Genomic DNA, 17,383 nt, shown 5'->3' on the forward strand with positions numbered 1-17,383 from the left:
GGCCGGCGCCATGCTGAGCGCGCGCGTGCTGCTTGCCGACTCGGCCGTGAGCGGCGGCGCGCAGGCCAGACCCGCAGCACGGGCAGCCTCGCACATTTCTTCGTTCTGACGCGCGGCCACTGCCGTTGCCCCCTCGGCCATTGCTGCCGAGGCGACGCTCGCTGATACCGCGGATCCGCCGGGCAAGCCCGCGCTGGCAGAGCCAGGGCCTTCGGCGGCACTGGCTTCCGCCGAGCCGCCGGCTGACGCGGAGCCCGCAGCACCACCCGACGCGCCGGCGCCCGCACTGGCGGCACCGACCCCTGGGGCGCTGCCGCCTGCGCCACCGCCCGCACCTGATGCGCCGCCACTCGACCCGCCGGCACCCGAGCCGCCGGCGCCGGAGCCCGCTGACCCGGCGCCTGAAGTCCCCCCGGCCGAGCTCGCACTCGAGCCGCTGCCACCCGACGCACTGGCGGCGGAAGTGCCGCCGCCTGAAGCGCCAGCGGCGCCCGAGGCGCTACTGGCGCCCGAACCGTTGGCCCCTGACGCACTACCTCCGGATGAGCCGCTGCCCGACGTACCACCGGCCCCCGAACTTCCCCCTGCAGAGCTGCTGGCGGATGCACTGGAACCTCCGGACCCGCCGGATGTACCGCCGGCACCCGAGCCGGCAGCACCCGCGCCGGCGCCGGCCGCGCCTCCTGCTCCCGCACCGCCGGCTCCGCCGCCTCCACAACCGCCGGAACCACCCGCGCCAGCGCCACCACCATGCACCCTGATCAGACCCGCCAATGGAGAACCGTGTGCGATCGCCAGTCGAAAGCCGACCGTTCCGGATGCCCCGGTTGCAGGTCGCAGCAAGATGGAACCCGCCTGGGCGTTCGTACCCAGACCTGGAAGCAACACGAGAGAAGCCGCGACCGCGGCAAATGCGGTACCGGAAGTCATGCACACACCCTTCGTTCGAGACCCGATGAGCAACGAACGCCCGAGGGATGGGTTGCGCGCGACAACGACGCGCCAGGCTTCCCGCCGGCCACGCTTTCCATGAACGAATCGCCGACAGGCCTCGCGCGCTGGAGCGGCCGACTGCCGCGCGCCGGAACCTATCTCATCGTGATCGGTAGCACGCGCGGCAATGCGCGCTACAGCATCGACGTGAAGGTGGAGTAGCGCTCGACGACGCTATCATCGGACATGACGTTTCACGCCGCCTTCGGTGCAGATTGCGCGGCCGCCGTGAGCGCCATGATGCCGCCGGGGTTCATGCTGTCGACCATGGCGCTCGGAATCAGGATCGTGGCGCCACGCTCCTTGGTGGTCTCGTAGATGATATTCATTGCGCGCAACTGCAAGGCCGCAGCGCTGCGCCCATAGGTTTCGGCAGCCTCGACGAATTTCTGCGCCACTTCCACTTCAGCCTGGCCCAGCATCACACGCGCCAGCCGCTCGCGCTCGGCCTGAGCCTGACGGCTCATTGCATCCTGCAAGGCGGAGGGAACACCGATATCGCGGATCTCGACGGAGATCACGTTGACGCCCCACTCCGCGGTCTTGCGGCTGATATCCTCGCGCAAAAGCAAGTCGCCCTGTTTGCGGTCGGCAAGTAGCATCGACAATAGCGACGAACCCACCATCTCGCGCAGTGACGTCTGAGCCACCCTGCCGATCGCCGACCGATAGTCGGTGATCTCCAACGCGGCGCGCTGGGGATCGTGTATCTGCCAGAACACGATCGCGTCGATGTTCACCGGCACCGTGTCCTTGCTGAGTGCCTGCTCGGCATTGAACTCTGTTATCTGGATACGTTGGTCGAGCCAGGAAGCAACAGAGTCGATAAACGGAACGATCATGAACAGGCCAGGACCGCGGATCGCCGTGAGTCGACCGAGTCGCAGCACGACGGCACGTTCCCATTGATTGGCGATCATTAGCGCCTGCGGTACCAACAATCCCGCGAGCACCAGGATGGCGGCAGCCACCCAACCGAACGGCTCCGCACGGCTGTAGGCGAACCATGCCGTAACGAGGCCAAGGCCAATGAGTATGTTGGCCAAAACGACGGCGGGTCGATTGCGCCCGCCCCATGTCAAGGCGTTCATCATGGCTTGTTCTCCTTCCCTGCCAGGGCCGTTATGCGATCGGCCAATGTCGCGGGATCGACTCCCATCGCTAGCGCCGTCGCGATCACCTGCTTTGCGAGCGTATCGGTCTGTGCCATCGCGGCGCGCCCGTTCATCGCCGCCGGCGGCTCGGCGACAAAACTGCCCCGCCCCCGAACCAGCGTGATGGCACCCAGCCGCTCCAGTTCGTCATAAGCATGGCGCACCGTGTTGAGATCGACTTTCAAGGCGACGGCGACCTCGCGCATCGTCGGCATCTGGTCACCGGGGCTGAGCGCCCCCGCGCCAAGCAGCCGTAGGATCTGCTCACGGAGCTGGACGTAGATCGGCACTCCCGTGTTCTCGAGCCGAATACGGTTGAGGATATCCTCTGTATGCATTATGTAGTACACTATACTTATATGGTGCAGCAGTCAAGAGATCTGGCCGACGGCAAAGGCGTGAAATCCCGCCCCGCCCACCCCATTTAGCCCCTCCTTTCCCGGAGGTGCCCTGTGCCGCTCGACGATCCCCGACCGCCTGATGCCCGCCCGCTTGATGACAGTTCCCTGCTCGACGCCTATTCGCGCACCGTGATCTCGGTCGTGGACAGGGTCGGGCCGGCGGTGGTGCGTGTGGAGCGGTTTGGCGAGGGCGGCAAGCCGGGCGGCGGGACCGGATCGGGCGTGGTAATAGCGGGCGACGGACTGGTGCTCACCAACTCCCATGTCGTGGGTGGCGCTCCGCGCGTGCAGCTCACCTTCGCCGAGGGCAGCGTGCGCGAGGCGCGCGTGATGGGCGACGATCCCGACACCGACCTCGCGCTTCTGCGCACCGATCTGCCGGCCGGCACGCCGGCAGCAGCGCTCGGCGACTCGAAGGCCCTGCGTCGCGGCCAGCTCGTGGTGGCGATCGGCAATCCGCTCGGCTTCGAATCGACGGTCACTGCGGGCGTCGTCTCCGCGCTCGGGCGGTCATTGCGCGCCACCTCGGGCCGGTTGATCGACGACGTCATCCAGACCGATGCGGCGCTCAATCCCGGCAATTCGGGTGGGCCGCTGGTCTCGACCGCAGGCGAAGTGGTCGGCATAAACACTGCCATGATCGCCCGCGCGCAGGGCATCTGTTTTGCCGTGGCGTCCAACACGGCGGTGCTGATCGTGAGCGAGTTCATCACTCATGGGCGCGTGCGCCGCGCCCATATCGGCATCGCCGCCGGGACCGTGCCGCTGCCGCGTCGCATCGGCCTTGCGACGGGCGCCGGCAAGCGCGCGGTCCGCATCAGCGAGGTGATGCCGGGCGGGCCGGCTGCCGCGGCGGGTCTGCTGGCCGGCGACCTGATTCTGTCGGTCGACGGCGTAGCGGTCGAGGGCGCCGACGATCTGGTGCGGCTGTTGAGTGCGGCGCGGATCGGCAAGGAAACCGCGGTCTCGATCCTGCGGGGCGGCGCGGTCGAAACGCGCACGCTGGCGCCGGTGGAGCGGAGAGCGAAAGGTTAGCAACGCCGGCGCGGCCGGAGCCGCGCTCGCCGCGATGCCTACCTTCTTGCCGCGATCGCCACGAGCCGGCGGCCGTGATGGATGATGCCGTCGGCGGTCATCAGGTTCTGCAGGCGCTGGCGAATCGTGACGCGGGCACGAGCCTTCAGCTCGGGCGGCAGATGGCCGAGAAAGTTGCCGAAGGAGCTCGCCTCCGAGAAACTGATCGCGGCCTCGGGCGAAGGCCACATGCGGGTACTCTCGCGCACCTCGATCAGCAAGGCCGAGAAACCCGTCATCTCGAAGAAAGCCCGCATCTCCTCGGCGTCGACCGGAAAGGTGAGCTGCGCGCGAGGCCGCGGAAAACGGTCGAATGGCGGCTCGGAGAGCACCTTGCTCGCAATCTGGTGCACCCGCGTGCGATGGCCCTTCAGCATGGTGCCGATACCCACCCGTCCGCCTGGATGCAGCACGCGCGCGCATTCGAGTAGCGGCCGGGTCTTCTCCGGAAGCCAATGGAACACCGCGTTCATGATCACGACGTCGAACGAAGAGTCCTGCAGCATGTCGAGATGAAAGGCATCGCCGACCTCGAACGAGAGGTTGGGACGCTGCTTGCTGCGCGCGAGCTCTATGCGCAATGGCAGGGGATCGATGCCCACCACGCTGCCCTGCGGACCGACGAGATCGGAAATATGCTCGGCCAAAAGACCGGTGCCGCAGCCCAGGTCGAGCACGCGCTCGCCCGGCACAATGCCGAGCTCGGCGGCCAGCCGCTGGCCCGACTGGAACTGGCGGGTAGCGCTGATCCGCTCGTAGTCGCGCGCCAGCTCGTCGCTGTCGAGCGAGAGCGAGGGCGCCCCGACCAGACGAAGATTCGCCGCCCCCAAGCCATTCTCTCTTACGCTACCCATGGGCGCATTGTAGGGCGTCCAACCTCTGGAGACGCAGCGCAATTGTCGCGATACTGGCATGTCGTCAAGGAAAGGCAGCCGGCAGACATGCGCGTGGAGATTCTGTGCACAGGCGATGAGATACTGACCGGCAAGACCGTCAACACCAACTACGGCCACATCGCCCGTCGCCTCGTCGAGGTCGGCCTGGACGTCCATTGGGGAACGACTGTCGGCGACGACCGCGCGAGCCTGTTGACCGCCTTCCGCCAGGCTGCCGAGCATGCCGATGCAGTGATCGTGAATGGCGGGCTGGGGCCGACCGTCGACGATCTCAGCCAGGAGGTGGCCGCGGAAGCCTGCGGCGTCCCGCTGGTGCTGAACGAGCATTGGCTGCAGCGCATGACCGAATCGTATGCCCGCCGCGGGCGGATGATGCCGGTGAACAACAAGAAGCAGGCGATGCTGCCCGAGGGCGCGGAGCTCATCGACAATCCGATCGGTACAGCCTGCGGCTTCGCCGTCACCATCGGCAAGGCGCGCTTCCTGTTCACGCCCGGCGTGCCGCGCGAGATGCGGCGCATGCTCGACGAGCAGGTGATCCCGCGACTCCTGAAGCTCGCCGGCATCGTGGGCGTCACGCGGCTCAAGCGCTTCCACACCTTCGGCATCGGCGAATCGCGCGCCGACGAGATGCTGGCGGGCATTCCCGGGCTCGCCATCGACGGCGAGATCAAGCTGGGCTTTCAGGCGCATTATCCTCAGCTCGAGACCAAGCTCGCCGCTCGCGGCGTCAACGCGGACGATCTTGCGGGCAGGCTCGGCGCCGCGGAAGCCGAGGTGCGCCGGCGCCTCGGCAATTTCGTGGTCGCCGAGGACGAGCAGACACTGGAGGGCGTGCTGCTCGCCAGGCTCAGCGGTGACGGACACACCCTTTCGCTGGCCGAGACCTTCACCGGCGGCATCATCGCCGCGCGCATCGCGCCGCTCTCGGGTGCAGAAACGGTCTTCAAACGTGGCCTGGTGACGCGCACCCTGCCCTCGAGCGGCGCCTCGGTGGAAGCCGCAGCCCGGACCGCGGACGAGTTGCGCCGGGACAGTGGCGCGAGCCATGCGCTGGCCGTGCTGATGCAGCTCGACGAGGCCGCCGACCGCCCCGATTTCGGTGCCACGATCTGCATCGGCATCGCCGACCCAGGCGGCACCGTCGGCCGCCTCGCGCGACTGATGGGCAGCCGCGACTGGATCCGCCTGGGCGCTGCCGAGCTCGCCCTGGACTGCCTGCGCCGCCATCTTCTGGGACTGCCTGTCGATGAACGCATCGACTTCGAGCGGCGCTGACGTTGACTTGGGTCTTCACCTGACCCTGAATTGCGCGAACACATATGGGAGGAACTGCCGGTGTTCCTGAAGAATTGCTGGTACGTGGCGGCGTGGTCCTACGAACTGATCGACGGCAAGTTGCTGGCGCGCACCATCTGCGATCAACCGATCGTCTTCTACAAGAGCGAGAGCGGCAAGATCGTAGCGCTGGAAGACCGCTGCTGCCATCGCGGCGCGCGGCTGTCGAAGGGTCGGCGTGAGGGCGAGTGCCTGCGCTGCATGTATCACGGGCTGAAGTTCGATGCCGACGGCATGTGCATACAGATTCCCGGCCAGGACACCATCCCGCCGAAGCTCGGCGTCCGCAGCTTCCCGGTCCTGGAGCGCGATCACCTCATCTGGGTGTGGATGGGCGACAAGGAGCAGGCCGATCCGGCCAAGATCGTCGACTTCCCCTATCTGCGCGATCCCGGCTGGCGTGGCGTTCCGGACTATCTCCACTACAACGCCAACTATCTCTTCATCGTCGACAATCTCAGCGATTTCGCGCACCTCGCCTTCGTGCATACCAACACGCTCGGCGGCTCGGAGGAATATGCCTACAAGACCAGGCCTGCCGAAATCGAGAAGGCGGACTGGGGATTTCGCGTCAGGCGCGGGCACATGAACGCTGCCCCGCCGCCCTTCCACAGGAAGGTGGTGAAGAACGACGAGCCGGTCGACCGCTGGAACGTCGGCACCATGTACATTCCCGGCATCTTCTTTCTTGAGACCGGCTTCTCGCCAGCCGGCACGGGCGGCGAGAATGGCAGTGTCGTCAACAGCGCCAAGCAGTATCGCAACTGCCAGTTCATCACCCCCGAGACCGAGCGTACGACGCATTTCTTCTGGAACTACCTCCACAACTACGACCTGCACGATCCCGACATCGCGCGGTCGCTGCACGACAGCATGGTCGAGGGATTCATGGAGGACAAAGCCATCATCGAGGACCAACAGGTCGTCGTCGACGCCGATCCCGACTTCAAGATGCTGGCGATCCGCGCCGACGCGCCGCTCGCCCATTTCCGCTGGACCCTGAACAAGAGGATCGCGCAGGAACAGGTGCAGTAACGTCATCGGGCTGCAACCCTGCAGTAGCAGCGCCTATGACAGGTCCGGCCCGCGTTGCGTCGACGCCATCACGAGGTCGTCGAGCGGCCTCTCGGTCAGGACGCCGGTATTGAGAATGGCAATGCGCCGCACGCCATGTGGTTCGAGGTTGCCGGCCAGGTCGCACACGATAGCCTTGAAGGTCTCGGCGCGGAGATGCAGGCTGCCGGCGGACGTGGCGGGCAACGGCGAAGCATGCCGCGGGCCAGCACGTGCCCCCTCTGCTCGACGTTACACGTTACGGCGAGCGACCGCCTTGCCGGCGATGTAGCCGAACGTGAGACAGGGACCGATGGTGGTGCCGGCGCCGACGGCTTTGGTGCCGATCGGGCTCGCCATGGCGATGCCTGCGCAATAGAGGCCGGCGATCACGCTCCTGTCGGGACGCAGGACTTCGCAATGGCGATTGGTGCGCGGTCCGCCCTTGGTGCCAAGACTGACGTAGAGGAAGGGGGCAGCATGGAACGGCGCCTTCTCCACTGTCGCCAATGCGCGGTCTTTCGTGTAGTGGCGCTCCCAGGCCGTCTCGCCGCGGTGGAAGTCGCGATCGACGCCCTCCTTCGACCAGCCGTTGAAGCGCTCCACGGTCATCTTGAGCGTCCGCGGATCAAGGCCGATCTTGCCGGCGAGCTCCTCGATCGTGTCGGCCGTGCGCACGAAATCCGGATCCTTGGCCGCGTACATCGTCGACAGCCGGTTGGCGTAGCGCGCATCGAAGATGCGCCAGGCCGGAATGTGCCTCGACTTGCCGTCCGGTCCACGTTCGTCGATGGCAGCGCCCAGCGCCGCGCTGCCTTCGCTGACGAAGCGCTTGCCTTCGCGGTTCACGAGGATGCAGTGCGGAGCGTAGGTCTCGTAGAGCGGCTGCGCATGGCGTCGCCCTTCGTAGCGGGTGAAGGTGGCGGGCCCGATGTTGGACTGATCCATGTGGGCAAGCTCGGCGCCAGCCTCGGCGGCCATGCGCTGGCCATCGCCTGTGTTGGTCCGCGGCGCGCCGATCAGCTCGATACCGGGAAAATAGTGCGGCATGTAGTCCGGCGACCAGTCGAAGCCGCCGGTCGCCAGTACGACTCCCTTGCGAGCCGCGATGGTGATGGCCTTGCCGTCGATCATCGCTTCGACACCGGTCACACTGCCACCATCGACAGTGAGGCGCTTCACATCGGCGTTGAGAAGAACGTGACAATGGTGTTTCAGACATCCGCTTGCGAGCCCGACAATCAATCCGTTGCCGAGGCCGACCTGTCCCGCAATCACACGCCACGCCAGTGACGGCCCCAACCTGAGCACGGCACGAACGGGATCCTTCAGCACACCGTCGATCATTTCCTTGTAGGTGAAGAACTGCGGCTTCACCGACTTGCGCACGCGGTTCCACCAGCTTCCCAGCCTGTAGCGGCTGACCAGGGTCGGCGAGACCATGCGGCCGAAGAGCTTGCCGCCCGGCGCCTCGACATAGAGGTCCGGATGGTTCACCAGCTCGAACACAAGCGGCGTGTGGTCCTCGACAAAACGCAGCATAGGGGCCGCGTTCTCGGCCAGCGCCTGCCAAAGCTCGTCCTCCGTCTCCTGCCAGCCCGGCGGCGCCGTGGCGCGCAGATAGGTGAGCGTCTGTTCGACGGAGTCCTCGATACCGGCGGCCCGCATGTGGTGATTGTTCGGAACCCAGGTTCCCGCGGCCGACATTGCCGTGGTGCCGCCAAGCACGCCGGCCTTTTCGAGCACGAGTACCCGCGCTCCATCGACCGCGGCAGCCAGGGCAGCCGACAGGCCGGCCGCGCCGGAGCCGACGACGACGACGTCCCATGCCGTGTCACGCATGCCGCGCCCAGATTCGCCGCCACAGGGGCGCGAACAGGCTCGCGAGCCCCTCCATGCTGAAGCGCATCAGCACGATCACCACCAGCGCGAAGATCGCGAGGTTCCATTCACCGTATTTCTGCAGGTAGGTCATCACCACCTGCACCGGCGCCGCGCCGATCACCGGGCCCAGAAAGGTGCCGAACCCGCCGATCACCACCATGATCACGATCTTGGCCATCTCGCTGAAGTCGATCATCTGCGGGCTGAGGAGCACGATGAAGTGACCGTAGACGGCACCAGCCAGGCCGGCAACAGCGCTCGAGATCGAGAACACGGCGACCTTCACCCGAGTCGTATCGATGCCGAGGCTCTTGGCGCGCAGCTCGTCGTCCTTGATGGCGCGCATGAAGTAGCCGATGGGCGAGTCGATCAGTGCCCTGAGCCCGATCAGGACCACCGCCGTCAGGGCGAGGAAGGTGAAGTAATACGGCAGCGGATCGACATTGCCGTAGAGAGGCTTCACGGAGAGGCCGAGTTCGCCGCGCGTGAACTGGTAGTCGGCCGTCAGGTAGATATGCACCGTCTCGGCGAAGGCCCAGGTCGCAATGGCGAGATAGATCGCGCGCATGCGCAGCACGAGGCGGCCGAGTACGAGGCCGAACAGCGCCGCCATCACGACTCCGGCGGGAATGCCGATCCACGCCGGAATGCCGTAGTGGTAGCCCAGCAGGCCCGAGGTATAGGCGCCAATCGCCGCGAAGGCGTGGTGCGCGAGCGAGAATTGGCCGGTGTAACCCGCCAACAGGTTCCAGCTCGACGCCAGAATCACGTAGTAGAAGCTGATGGTGAGCACATGGAGCGCGAAGCTGCCGACCGTCAACGGCGCGAAGGCGAAGGCGGCCGCCGTCACGACGATCGCGATCACCGATCGCCGGAAACTCGGCGGGAAGGTGAAGGAAGCGCTCATCCCAGCAGACATTCCTGGATCAGCTCGCGCACGCGAGCCTCGCCGAACTCGGCAACGGGCCCGGCGGCCTTCACCTTGCCCAGATTCATCATCACCACGTCCTCGGCGTGGCGAAGGGCGTCGGAGACGTTCTGATCCACCAGCAGGATGGTGGTCGAGATTGCCTTCCGCGCCGTCTGCAGGAGACCGTACACCTGCTCGGCGAGGTTGGGCGCCAGGCCCACGGTCGGCTCGTCGACCAGCATCAGCCGCGGCTCGGTGATCATCTCGCGCGCCACCGAGAGCATGCGGCCCTGGCCGCCGCTCAAGCCGCCGGCCTTGTCGCGCCGCCGCTCCGCCAGCACGGGAAAGATCTCGTACACCCGTGCGATCCGCGCCCTGAGCCGCGGCGAATCGCGACGAATCGTCCAGCCGCCGACGCGCAGGTTCTCCTCGACGGTGAGATGCGGGAAGGTGTTGAGCTCCTGCGGCACGTAGCTCACGCCCAGGCGTTTGATCTCGTGCGGCGCCAGGCCGGCGATTGTCCGGCCTTCCAGCGAAATGGCGCCGCGATGCGGTGCCAGAAGACCGAACACCGTCTTGAGCAGGGTCGACTTGCCGGCGCCGTTGGGACCGATCACCAGCACGAAGCCGCCGATCGGTACCTGGAGCGACATGCCCTGCAGGATATCGACGCCGCTTTGATAGGCAGCGTGGATGTCGTCGACGGCGAGCAGGGTCGCGCTCATTCCATCGCCTTCCCGAGATAGCCCGCGATCACTTCCGGCAGGCGCGCCACCTCGTCCAGCGTGCCCTGGGCGGCTACGCGCCCTTCCATCATCACCGTGACCTGCCGGCAAAGGCGGCGGACGATTGCCATCTCGTGGCTCACGACCAGGAAGGTGGCGCCATGGCGACGGTTCACATCGAGGATCATGTCGATGATCGCATCCTTGATCACCGGATTGATGCCGGCGAACGGTTCGTCGAGCACGTAGCAGGTGCCGGGCACCATGAAGCCGCAGGCCATTTGCAGCAGCGCGCGCTGGCCGCCGGACAGCTTCTTGGCCTGGGTGTCGGCGAGCGGGCCGAGCCTGGTGAGCGCGATCATGCTCTCGGTCTGCTCGGTGCCGTCGCCGGAGGCCCTGTCGCGGCGGGCGAGAAACGACGTCATCAGGTTCTCGCGCACGGTCATGCTGCCGAACAGCCGTGTGACCTGGAAGGACCGCACGAGGCCGAGCCTCGCGATCTCGTGCATGCCGCGCCCGCGCAGGCTCTGCCCGCCGAGCGTCACCTCGCCCGCGTCCGCCGGATGCACGCCGGTGACGAGGTTGACCAGGGTGGTCTTGCCCGCGCCGTTGGGCCCGATCAGGCCGCGAATCTCACCCCGGTCGACTTTCAGCGACACGTCGTTGGTGGCGAGCAGGCCGCCGAAGCGCTTGACGAGGCCGATCGTCTCGAGCGCGGGTTCCATCAGGCCTCGCGGGCGCGCTCGCCGAACAGGCCGGTAGGCCTCAGCACCAGGATCAGCAGCACGAGGGCGAAGCCGTAAATATTCTGGTACGCCGAATCGATGAAGGCCGCACCGAACGACTCGATCAAGCCGAGCAGCACGCCCGCGATCAACGCGCCGGGAATCGAGCCCAGACCGCCGATCACCACGATCTCGAAGCCTTTGACCGTGGTGATGAGGCCGTTGGTCGGATAGACCAGGAACACCGGCGCCAGCAGCGCGCCGGCAAGACCGGCGAGGGCGACACCGATGCCGAAGGCGACGCGATCGACGCCCAGCACGTCGATGCCCGCGGTCTGCACCCCGACGCGGCTTTGCGAGGTCGCGCGCAGCGCAAGCCCGTACCAGCTGTAGCGCAGCAGCAGATAGAACAGGGCCAAGGCAGCCAGCGCGAAGACGAACGCCGCCACGCGTGCGCCCGCCATCGGCATCGGGCCCACCATCACGACCGGCAGATCGGAGCCTGGCGAGAACTGATTGGGACCAGCCAGGCCGGTAGCGAGACTGCGCAACAGCAGCAGCAGCGCCAGCGTAACGACGGTCGCGTAATCGTCGCGCACCTCGGGCGGCTTCCTGAGGATGGGCTTCAGCAGGCCCCATTGCACGAAGAGGCCGAGCACGAAGACGCCCGCAGCCGATAGCGGGATGGCGAGCCACCACAGGTCGGGACCCAGCAGGAACGCCACCAGCGCGTACTGCAGGTAGCTTCCGATCATGTAGAACTCGCCCATCGCCCAATTGATCATGCGCATGATCGAATAGATGAACGTGATCCCGAGCGCCATGAGTGCGTAGAGCACGCCGATCATGATGCCCGAGATGAACGTCTGGACGACGAGCTCTGTCGAGAACATCCGTCTGTGGCGCTTGGCCGGGGCGATCAGTCCTTCGGCGCGACCGGCGCGTATTGGACCGCGACCTCGGCTTCCTTCCAATCCTCCATCGGCTTCGTGTAGTGCAGGATCAGCACCGGCGCCGACCAGTTGTGCCAATAGACGCCCTTGGCGCGGGGGAAGGTCACGGGGTTGGAGGGCCAGCTCTTGAAAGTGCCGGTCTCCAGCGTCTTGATCAGCGCCTTGGAATCCGTGCTTTTCGCGGAGTCGATCGCCTGCGCGATGATCTCCATCGCGCCGAACCCGTTCAGGGAGCCGTAAACGGGATCTTCCTTGTATTTTTCGGTATAGGCCTTGGCGAACTTCGCACCGATGTCGGACAGCGGGCTCTTGGGCGAGAAATAAGCGATGAAATAGATGCCCGCGCCGTTCTTGGGATGCAGCTTCCAGTATTGCGGCCGCACCGGCGCGTCGTAGGAGACCAGCATCGGCGTGTTCGGCAGGAGGCCGATCGTGGTCGCCTGATCGATGATCAGGTCGAGCGGCTGGCCGACGCCGATATTGATCACGAGGTCGGGCTTGAAGGCCTTGATCTGCAGGAGCTGCGGCGTGAGGTCCGTCACCGTGCGGTCGAACGGCACCTTCTGGATCTCGATGCCGCCCACCTTCTTGGCCTGCGCGATCGTCTCGTCGGCGATGCCGATGCCGTAGTCGGTCGTCTCGGCGATCATCGACACCCGCTTGAAGCCCTTCTGCTTGATGAACTCCATGAAGGCCGAGACGCGCACCGGATCGACTACATGGGTACGAAAGGCAATTTCATAGTGCTTCGCCGTGATGTCGGCGGCCGATGCTTGCAGCGACATCGTCGGCACGCCCATCTCGTTCGCGACCTCGTTGGCGGCAATCGCGACCGAGCTGTGGAAGAAGCCCGGCACGAAGACGACCTTGTCCTCGCTCACCAGACGCCGATAGGCAGCCACGCCGGCTTCCGGCTTGCCCTGCGAATCCTCGACGTAGAGCTTGAGCTTGCGGCCGCCCAGGACACCACCCGCCGCGTTCACGGCCTCGACGCCTATCTCGGCACCACGACGAATGAGCTGGCCGCCGACCGGATCGCCAGGCGGCGACAAGGGCACGATCAGGCCGATGCCGATATCCTGCGCCTGTGCCGGCGATCCGCCTGCGAAAAGACCCGCGACGATGGCGCCAGCCAGCACAAATCCACGTCCCCGCATTGCCGCCCCCTTGTGATTGTTGGGATGCAACTATTGCAGCAATTTCGATGCCCGTCAGCCGCGTTCGACGTGATGACCCAGCCGCTTCCAAAAGTCGCGCAAGAGGTCCAGCACATCGTAGACCTCAATGGCCAGCGCCCCCTCGAGCGCGCGCTTGTAGGGCGGCAGATTGGTGCATTCCAGCACGATCGCCTCGATTTCCGGGTTCTTGCGCAGCAAGGCGCGGCCGGCTTCGATGGTCTCCCGCTCCACGACGGCGCGATCGAGGTCAGGGCCGTTGGCAAGAAACGTGGCGGCGAACGAACCATTTTCGGGCATGCCCTCGATCGGGGTGTTTTCAGGCGCCCCGACCGCCCGAAGATGCCGGACGGTCAGGTTCCGCGCTGATGCGGTGATGACGCCGACCTTGCGGCCCTTCATGGCCGTGACGAGCAGCAGGGCCGAGGTCGCGACCGGCACGGGCGAGAGCGCCTCCAGTTCCTTCTGGAATAGCGCCAGAAACCCGCAGCTGGTCGATATTCCGGCAGCACCCTCGGCGGCGAGCTTGCGGGCGTTCGCCTCCAGCGCCGCCAAGATGCGCGACTTGTAAGGATGGGCCGCGACTACGTCAGACGGCACGATTCCCTCCAGCCGCCGGTAGATCACCGGGAAATCGAACGACGCCGGATTGCCGATATCGCCCACGATCCGCGGGAAGCGCGTATCGAGCACCAGAATGCCGAGCGGCTTCACCAGCGCCTACTGTGGCGGTTCGGGCCAGGGTTTTTGCGGCCCGCGCGCCTGCTCGAACCAGCGCGAGAGCCGCAGGACGCCGAGATCGTCGAAGCGCCGGCCGGCGATCTGCAAGCCGATCGTCTTGCCTTCCCCGGTGTAGCCGCAATTGATCGATGCCGCGGGCTGCTCGCTCATATTGTAGGGCATGGTAAAGGAGATGTGCTCCAGCGGCCGAGTGACGTCGTTCGTCGGCGTCTCCCATTCCGCCGGATAGGTCGGCACCGGCGAAACGGGCGAGAGCACGAAGTCGAACGGCTGCGTGGCGCGCGTGGTCGCGGCGCGGATCGCCATGTAGTTGTTGAGCCCGCGAATGACCGTGGCGCCCGACACGTCGGCGCCGCCGCGGCACCAATCGGCGATGAAGGGGAGCACGCTGGCTTGCTTCGCGTGGCTCAGCGCCGAGAAATCGGCCCAGCTCCGGACGCGCCAGAAGAGATCCTGGAGATACAGCATGTCGGGCGAAAGGAAGCCTTCGAGCGGCTCGACGTTCGCACCCGCGCCGGCAAACAGCTTGGCTGCCTTCTCGACCGCCTCCTTCACCTCCGGATCGACGGGCAGGCCCGAGCCGGCATCGAGATGCAACCCGATCTTGAGGCCGCTGGGTTTGAGCGGCCCCGCCATCCAGTCGATCGCAGCAGGCGGCAGGCTCATATGGTCGCGCGGGTCGGGCTTGGAGAGCTCGCCCATCAGCAAGGCCGAATCCGCAACCGTCCGGGTCATCGGTCCGACCACACGACCGAGAAAGGGCGGGTCCACCGGCACGCGACCGAGACTCGGCTTCAGGGTGAAGATGCCGTTCCAGCTCGCAGGCAGGCGCACCGAGCCGCCGATATCGGTGCCCAGATGCAGCGGGCCATAGCCCGCCGCCGCGGCGGCGCCCGCGCCGGCGCTCGAGCCACCGGGATTCCAGGCGAGATTCCAGGGGTTGCGCGTCAGCGGATGGAAGGAGCTGCGGCCGGACGACAGCATGCCGTAGTCCGGCATGGTGGTCTTGGCGAGGATGATGGCGCCTGCCTCCCGTACGCGCGCCGCCGCCGGCGCATCGGCAGTAGCCGGCAGCAGTTCCGTCGCTGCAGTGCCGAGCGGCACGGGCACGCCCTTGGTAGCGATATTCTCCTTGATGGTGATTGGCACGCCATCAAGCGCTCCTTGGGGATGCCCCATCTGCCAGCGCTTTTCCGACTCCGAGGCGGCCTTGCGCGCATTGCCGAAATCCGGCGCATACAGCGCCTTCAGCTTCGGCTCCCAGCTCTCGATGCGGGCGATGAAGGCATCAACCGCCTCCAAGGGCGAGAGTTTCTTGCCCTTATAGGCGGCGAGCAACTCGGCTGCGGTCATGTCGTGAATGCTCATGCCACAACCTACAACGCACGCCGAGGACAGGCCACGCAGATCAGCTTTTGGGATCGGCACCGAATCCCGCCCGCGTCGCCAGGAACCTCGTAAGTGGTGGTCCGAGGAACAGGACGGCGATCAGGCGGACCGTCTGCATCGCCATCACGAAGGAGACATCGCCGCCGCTCGAAGCGGAAATGATGGCGACCGAATCGACGCCACCGGGGCTGGTGGCGAGATAGGCGGTGAGCGGATCGACGCCGGCACCCACGACGAGCACGCCGGCGACGGCGCCGCACAGGGCTATGAGGATCAACGTGAAAGCGACCACGACCGGCAGGGAACGCGCGGCATGGATGAGCAGCGGTCTGGTGAAACGCAACCCGATGTTCCAGCCGACAAACGCGTAGGCACCGGCCAGCAGCCAGGTCGGCAGCTCGATGCGCATCAGATCGAAATGCACCAGTGCGATGCCGATCACCATCGGCACGAGGAAGGCGCCGGCCGGAATGCGCAGGACCTTGGCGAGATAAGGCCCTGCAACGGCGAGCGCGACCGTCTCGACCAACGACAGCGTGTCCACTGGAGGAAACCAGACGATGGACGATGGTGCATGCGCCGTCGTGTCGACGCCGAATATGTGGGCGACCAGTGCAGCGACCGCGGCCACGGCAAGGACACGGAAATATTGCATGAACGCGACGAGGCGCACGTCGGCGCCATAATCCTCGGCCATGATGGTCATGATCGATGCCGCGCCAGGGCTCGATCCCCACAGGGCGGTGGTACCCGGCAGCAACCGCAGCCGTCCCATCATCCAGCCCAGGAGGCTGCTGGCGGCCACCACCGCCAGCACGCCGACGGTGAAAAGCGGCCAGTGCCGCAAAATGTCGCCCACGATCGACACCGGCACCATGCGCGCGATCAGGCAGCCGATCAGCCCCTGGGAAACGACGAACAGGCGGACCGGAAACGTAACCTTGCCGCCATTGGCCGCCAGGACAACGCCCGCGAGCAGCGGCCCGAGCAGTAACGCCGCCGGCGCATGGATCCACAAAAGCGCAGCACCGATGGTCACGGAAAGGCCGACCAGCGAGACCCACGGTCGTGCCGAAGCGCGCCCATGGCTTCGTCGCGAAGCGCGATGCGCGTCCTTGTCGGGCATGGACTACTGGACCAGCTCCTCGGCCTCGCCGTTCATCCCGTGGATCGTGTCGATCAGCTCGGCGGCGGCCGCGACCAGCCGTGCATCGTCGGTGCCCCGCAATACCAACGATACGCTCACCTTGCCGGCGCGAAAGCCGGGATAGCTGCCGATATCGAGATCGTCGAACCGCTTCTGGAGTGCGCCCAGCGGCTCGGCGATGACCCCTTCCGGCAGGTTCGTGCGCACGGTGCGCGAAAGGACCGGATCGCCGCCGACCAGCCGATGCTTCATCGACTGGAACATGCTCTCGACGATCATCGGAATGCCCGCGAAGGTAAACACATTCTCCATCTGGAAGCCGGGAGCGACCGAGATCGGATTGTCGACCAGAGTCGCGCCGTGCGGCACCCGCGCCATGCGCCGGCGGGCCGGTGTGAAGAGCGTGGAATCGCCGTAGTGCCGGGTCATTCGAGCCACCGCCTCGGGATGCTCCGAAATGCCGACACCGAAGGCCCTGGCGATCGAATCGGCGGTGATATCGTCGTGCGTCGGGCCGATACCGCCGGTCGTGAAGACATAGTCGAAGTTCGCTCGCACCTCGTTGATCGTGGCCACGATCGTCGCCTCGACATCGGGAATCACCCGACACTCCATGACGCGCACGCCAAGTTTGCCGAGCTCGGTCGCAAGATAGGGAATGTTGGCGTCCTTGGTGCGGCCGCTCAGGATCTCGTTGCCGATCACCACGATGCAGGCGGTGACGATTTTTGGCGGCGCTGCGGTGGCTTCGGACATGAAGGCGGTCTTTTCCGTTGGATTTCAGCACATTAAATGACACCTTCTGCGCGGCCAAGCGAGTGCGCA

The 17,383-nt window shown here is 66.0% G+C and carries 18 protein-coding genes; 4 read left to right on the forward strand and 14 right to left on the reverse strand.

Annotated elements, in window-relative coordinates; all coding sequences use genetic code 11:
* Nucleotides 1-1,029 precede the first annotated feature (1,029 nt).
* Nucleotides 1,030-1,155: a hypothetical protein gene (locus tag VH499_RS12315; RefSeq protein WP_332053028.1), complete on the forward strand. Its 126-nt coding sequence runs from the start codon at nt 1,030-1,032 to the stop codon at nt 1,153-1,155.
* Between the two features lie 32 nt (nt 1,156-1,187).
* Here VH499_RS12315 and VH499_RS12320 read toward each other — a convergent pair whose 3' ends face one another.
* A complete protein-coding gene (locus VH499_RS12320) occupies nt 1,188-2,087 on the reverse strand; it encodes a slipin family protein (RefSeq protein WP_332053029.1) in 900 nt (299 codons plus the stop codon).
* Nucleotides 2,084-2,485: a GntR family transcriptional regulator gene (locus tag VH499_RS12325; RefSeq protein WP_332053030.1), complete on the reverse strand. Its 402-nt coding sequence runs from the start codon at nt 2,483-2,485 to the stop codon at nt 2,084-2,086. The genes VH499_RS12320 and VH499_RS12325 overlap by 4 nt, the downstream gene beginning before the upstream one ends.
* A 114-nt stretch (nt 2,486-2,599) precedes the next feature.
* Between VH499_RS12325 and VH499_RS12330 the strand changes: the two genes are divergently transcribed.
* Entirely contained in the window at nt 2,600-3,583 is a 984-nt protein-coding gene (locus tag VH499_RS12330) for a S1C family serine protease (protein ID WP_332053031.1), read from the forward strand.
* A 38-nt stretch (nt 3,584-3,621) separates the two neighbouring features.
* Here VH499_RS12330 and VH499_RS12335 read toward each other — a convergent pair whose 3' ends face one another.
* The gene (locus tag VH499_RS12335; RefSeq protein ID WP_332053032.1) at nt 3,622-4,476 is read right to left on the reverse strand and encodes a class I SAM-dependent methyltransferase; all 855 of its coding nucleotides are present in this window, start codon (nt 4,474-4,476) and stop codon (nt 3,622-3,624) included.
* A gap of 87 nt (nt 4,477-4,563) precedes the next feature.
* Here VH499_RS12335 and VH499_RS12340 point away from each other — a divergent pair, with 87 nt between their 5' ends.
* Nucleotides 4,564-5,796: a CinA family nicotinamide mononucleotide deamidase-related protein gene (locus VH499_RS12340; RefSeq protein WP_332053033.1), complete on the forward strand. Its 1,233-nt coding sequence runs from the start codon at nt 4,564-4,566 to the stop codon at nt 5,794-5,796.
* A gap of 60 nt (nt 5,797-5,856) precedes the next feature.
* Nucleotides 5,857-6,891, forward strand: coding sequence for an aromatic ring-hydroxylating dioxygenase subunit alpha (locus VH499_RS12345; RefSeq protein ID WP_332053034.1), 1,035 nt, complete (start codon nt 5,857-5,859; stop codon nt 6,889-6,891).
* Between the two features lie 33 nt (nt 6,892-6,924).
* Here VH499_RS12345 and VH499_RS12350 read toward each other — a convergent pair whose 3' ends face one another.
* Genes VH499_RS12350 through VH499_RS12400 form a run of 11 tightly spaced genes read right to left on the reverse strand, consistent with a single transcriptional unit; the run spans nt 6,925 to nt 17,314 of the window.
* Nucleotides 6,925-7,116 (reverse strand): hypothetical protein, encoded by a 192-nt coding sequence (locus tag VH499_RS12350; RefSeq protein WP_332053035.1) that lies wholly within the window; start codon nt 7,114-7,116, stop codon nt 6,925-6,927.
* A gap of 45 nt (nt 7,117-7,161) precedes the next feature.
* Nucleotides 7,162-8,751: an FAD-dependent oxidoreductase gene (locus VH499_RS12355; protein ID WP_332053036.1), complete on the reverse strand. Its 1,590-nt coding sequence runs from the start codon at nt 8,749-8,751 to the stop codon at nt 7,162-7,164.
* Nucleotides 8,744-9,700, reverse strand: a complete 957-nt coding sequence (locus VH499_RS12360; RefSeq protein ID WP_332053037.1) for a branched-chain amino acid ABC transporter permease — start codon at nt 9,698-9,700, stop codon at nt 8,744-8,746. Before VH499_RS12360 ends, VH499_RS12355 begins: the two co-directional genes overlap by 8 nt.
* A complete protein-coding gene (locus VH499_RS12365; protein WP_332053038.1) occupies nt 9,697-10,428 on the reverse strand; it encodes an ABC transporter ATP-binding protein in 732 nt (243 codons plus the stop codon). The genes VH499_RS12360 and VH499_RS12365 overlap by 4 nt, the downstream gene beginning before the upstream one ends.
* Nucleotides 10,425-11,153, reverse strand: a complete 729-nt coding sequence (locus VH499_RS12370) for an ABC transporter ATP-binding protein (protein ID WP_332053039.1) — start codon at nt 11,151-11,153, stop codon at nt 10,425-10,427. Before VH499_RS12370 ends, VH499_RS12365 begins: the two co-directional genes overlap by 4 nt.
* Nucleotides 11,153-12,046 carry a branched-chain amino acid ABC transporter permease gene (locus tag VH499_RS12375; RefSeq protein WP_332053040.1) on the reverse strand — a complete coding sequence of 298 codons (894 nt, stop codon included), beginning with the start codon at nt 12,044-12,046 and terminating at the stop codon, nt 11,153-11,155. Before VH499_RS12375 ends, VH499_RS12370 begins: the two co-directional genes overlap by 1 nt.
* 26 nt (nt 12,047-12,072) lie before the next feature.
* Complete coding sequence (locus VH499_RS12380) at nt 12,073-13,263, reverse strand: ABC transporter substrate-binding protein (protein WP_332053041.1); 1,191 nt, start codon at nt 13,261-13,263, stop codon at nt 12,073-12,075.
* Nucleotides 13,264-13,317: 54 nt separating this feature from the next.
* Nucleotides 13,318-13,995 carry an aspartate/glutamate racemase family protein gene (locus VH499_RS12385; protein ID WP_332053042.1) on the reverse strand — a complete coding sequence of 226 codons (678 nt, stop codon included), beginning with the start codon at nt 13,993-13,995 and terminating at the stop codon, nt 13,318-13,320.
* Between the two features lie 6 nt (nt 13,996-14,001).
* A complete protein-coding gene (locus VH499_RS12390; protein ID WP_332053043.1) occupies nt 14,002-15,390 on the reverse strand; it encodes an amidase in 1,389 nt (462 codons plus the stop codon).
* A gap of 40 nt (nt 15,391-15,430) precedes the next feature.
* Nucleotides 15,431-16,537: an AbrB family transcriptional regulator gene (locus VH499_RS12395; RefSeq protein ID WP_332053044.1), complete on the reverse strand. Its 1,107-nt coding sequence runs from the start codon at nt 16,535-16,537 to the stop codon at nt 15,431-15,433.
* 3 nt (nt 16,538-16,540) lie between these two features.
* Nucleotides 16,541-17,314: a competence/damage-inducible protein A gene (locus tag VH499_RS12400; RefSeq protein WP_332053045.1), complete on the reverse strand. Its 774-nt coding sequence runs from the start codon at nt 17,312-17,314 to the stop codon at nt 16,541-16,543.
* Nucleotides 17,315-17,383 lie beyond the last annotated feature (69 nt).

It is taken from the genome of Reyranella sp. (assembly GCF_036558665.1).
In the GTDB taxonomy this organism is placed as follows: Bacteria; Pseudomonadota; Alphaproteobacteria; order Reyranellales; family Reyranellaceae; genus Reyranella.

Excerpts from the sequence above, each read along its gene's own strand:
- VH499_RS12315 (WP_332053028.1), top strand. The coding sequence starts at position 1,030 with ATGAACGAATCGCCGACAGGCCTCGCGCGCTGGAGCGGCCGACTGCCG.
- VH499_RS12320 (WP_332053029.1), bottom strand. The coding sequence starts at position 2,087 with ATGATGAACGCCTTGACATGGGGCGGGCGCAATCGACCCGCCGTCGTT.
- VH499_RS12325 (WP_332053030.1), bottom strand. The coding sequence starts at position 2,485 with ATGCATACAGAGGATATCCTCAACCGTATTCGGCTCGAGAACACGGGA.
- VH499_RS12335 (WP_332053032.1), bottom strand. The coding sequence starts at position 4,476 with ATGGGTAGCGTAAGAGAGAATGGCTTGGGGGCGGCGAATCTTCGTCTG.
- VH499_RS12340 (WP_332053033.1), top strand. The coding sequence starts at position 4,564 with ATGCGCGTGGAGATTCTGTGCACAGGCGATGAGATACTGACCGGCAAG.
- VH499_RS12355 (WP_332053036.1), bottom strand. The coding sequence starts at position 8,751 with ATGCGTGACACGGCATGGGACGTCGTCGTCGTCGGCTCCGGCGCGGCC.
- VH499_RS12360 (WP_332053037.1), bottom strand. The coding sequence starts at position 9,700 with ATGAGCGCTTCCTTCACCTTCCCGCCGAGTTTCCGGCGATCGGTGATC.
- VH499_RS12365 (WP_332053038.1), bottom strand. The coding sequence starts at position 10,428 with ATGAGCGCGACCCTGCTCGCCGTCGACGACATCCACGCTGCCTATCAA.
- VH499_RS12370 (WP_332053039.1), bottom strand. The coding sequence starts at position 11,153 with ATGGAACCCGCGCTCGAGACGATCGGCCTCGTCAAGCGCTTCGGCGGC.
- VH499_RS12375 (WP_332053040.1), bottom strand. The coding sequence starts at position 12,046 with ATGTTCTCGACAGAGCTCGTCGTCCAGACGTTCATCTCGGGCATCATG.
- VH499_RS12380 (WP_332053041.1), bottom strand. The coding sequence starts at position 13,263 with ATGCGGGGACGTGGATTTGTGCTGGCTGGCGCCATCGTCGCGGGTCTT.
- VH499_RS12390 (WP_332053043.1), bottom strand. The coding sequence starts at position 15,390 with ATGAGCATTCACGACATGACCGCAGCCGAGTTGCTCGCCGCCTATAAG.
- VH499_RS12395 (WP_332053044.1), bottom strand. The coding sequence starts at position 16,537 with ATGCCCGACAAGGACGCGCATCGCGCTTCGCGACGAAGCCATGGGCGC.
- VH499_RS12400 (WP_332053045.1), bottom strand. The coding sequence starts at position 17,314 with ATGTCCGAAGCCACCGCAGCGCCGCCAAAAATCGTCACCGCCTGCATC.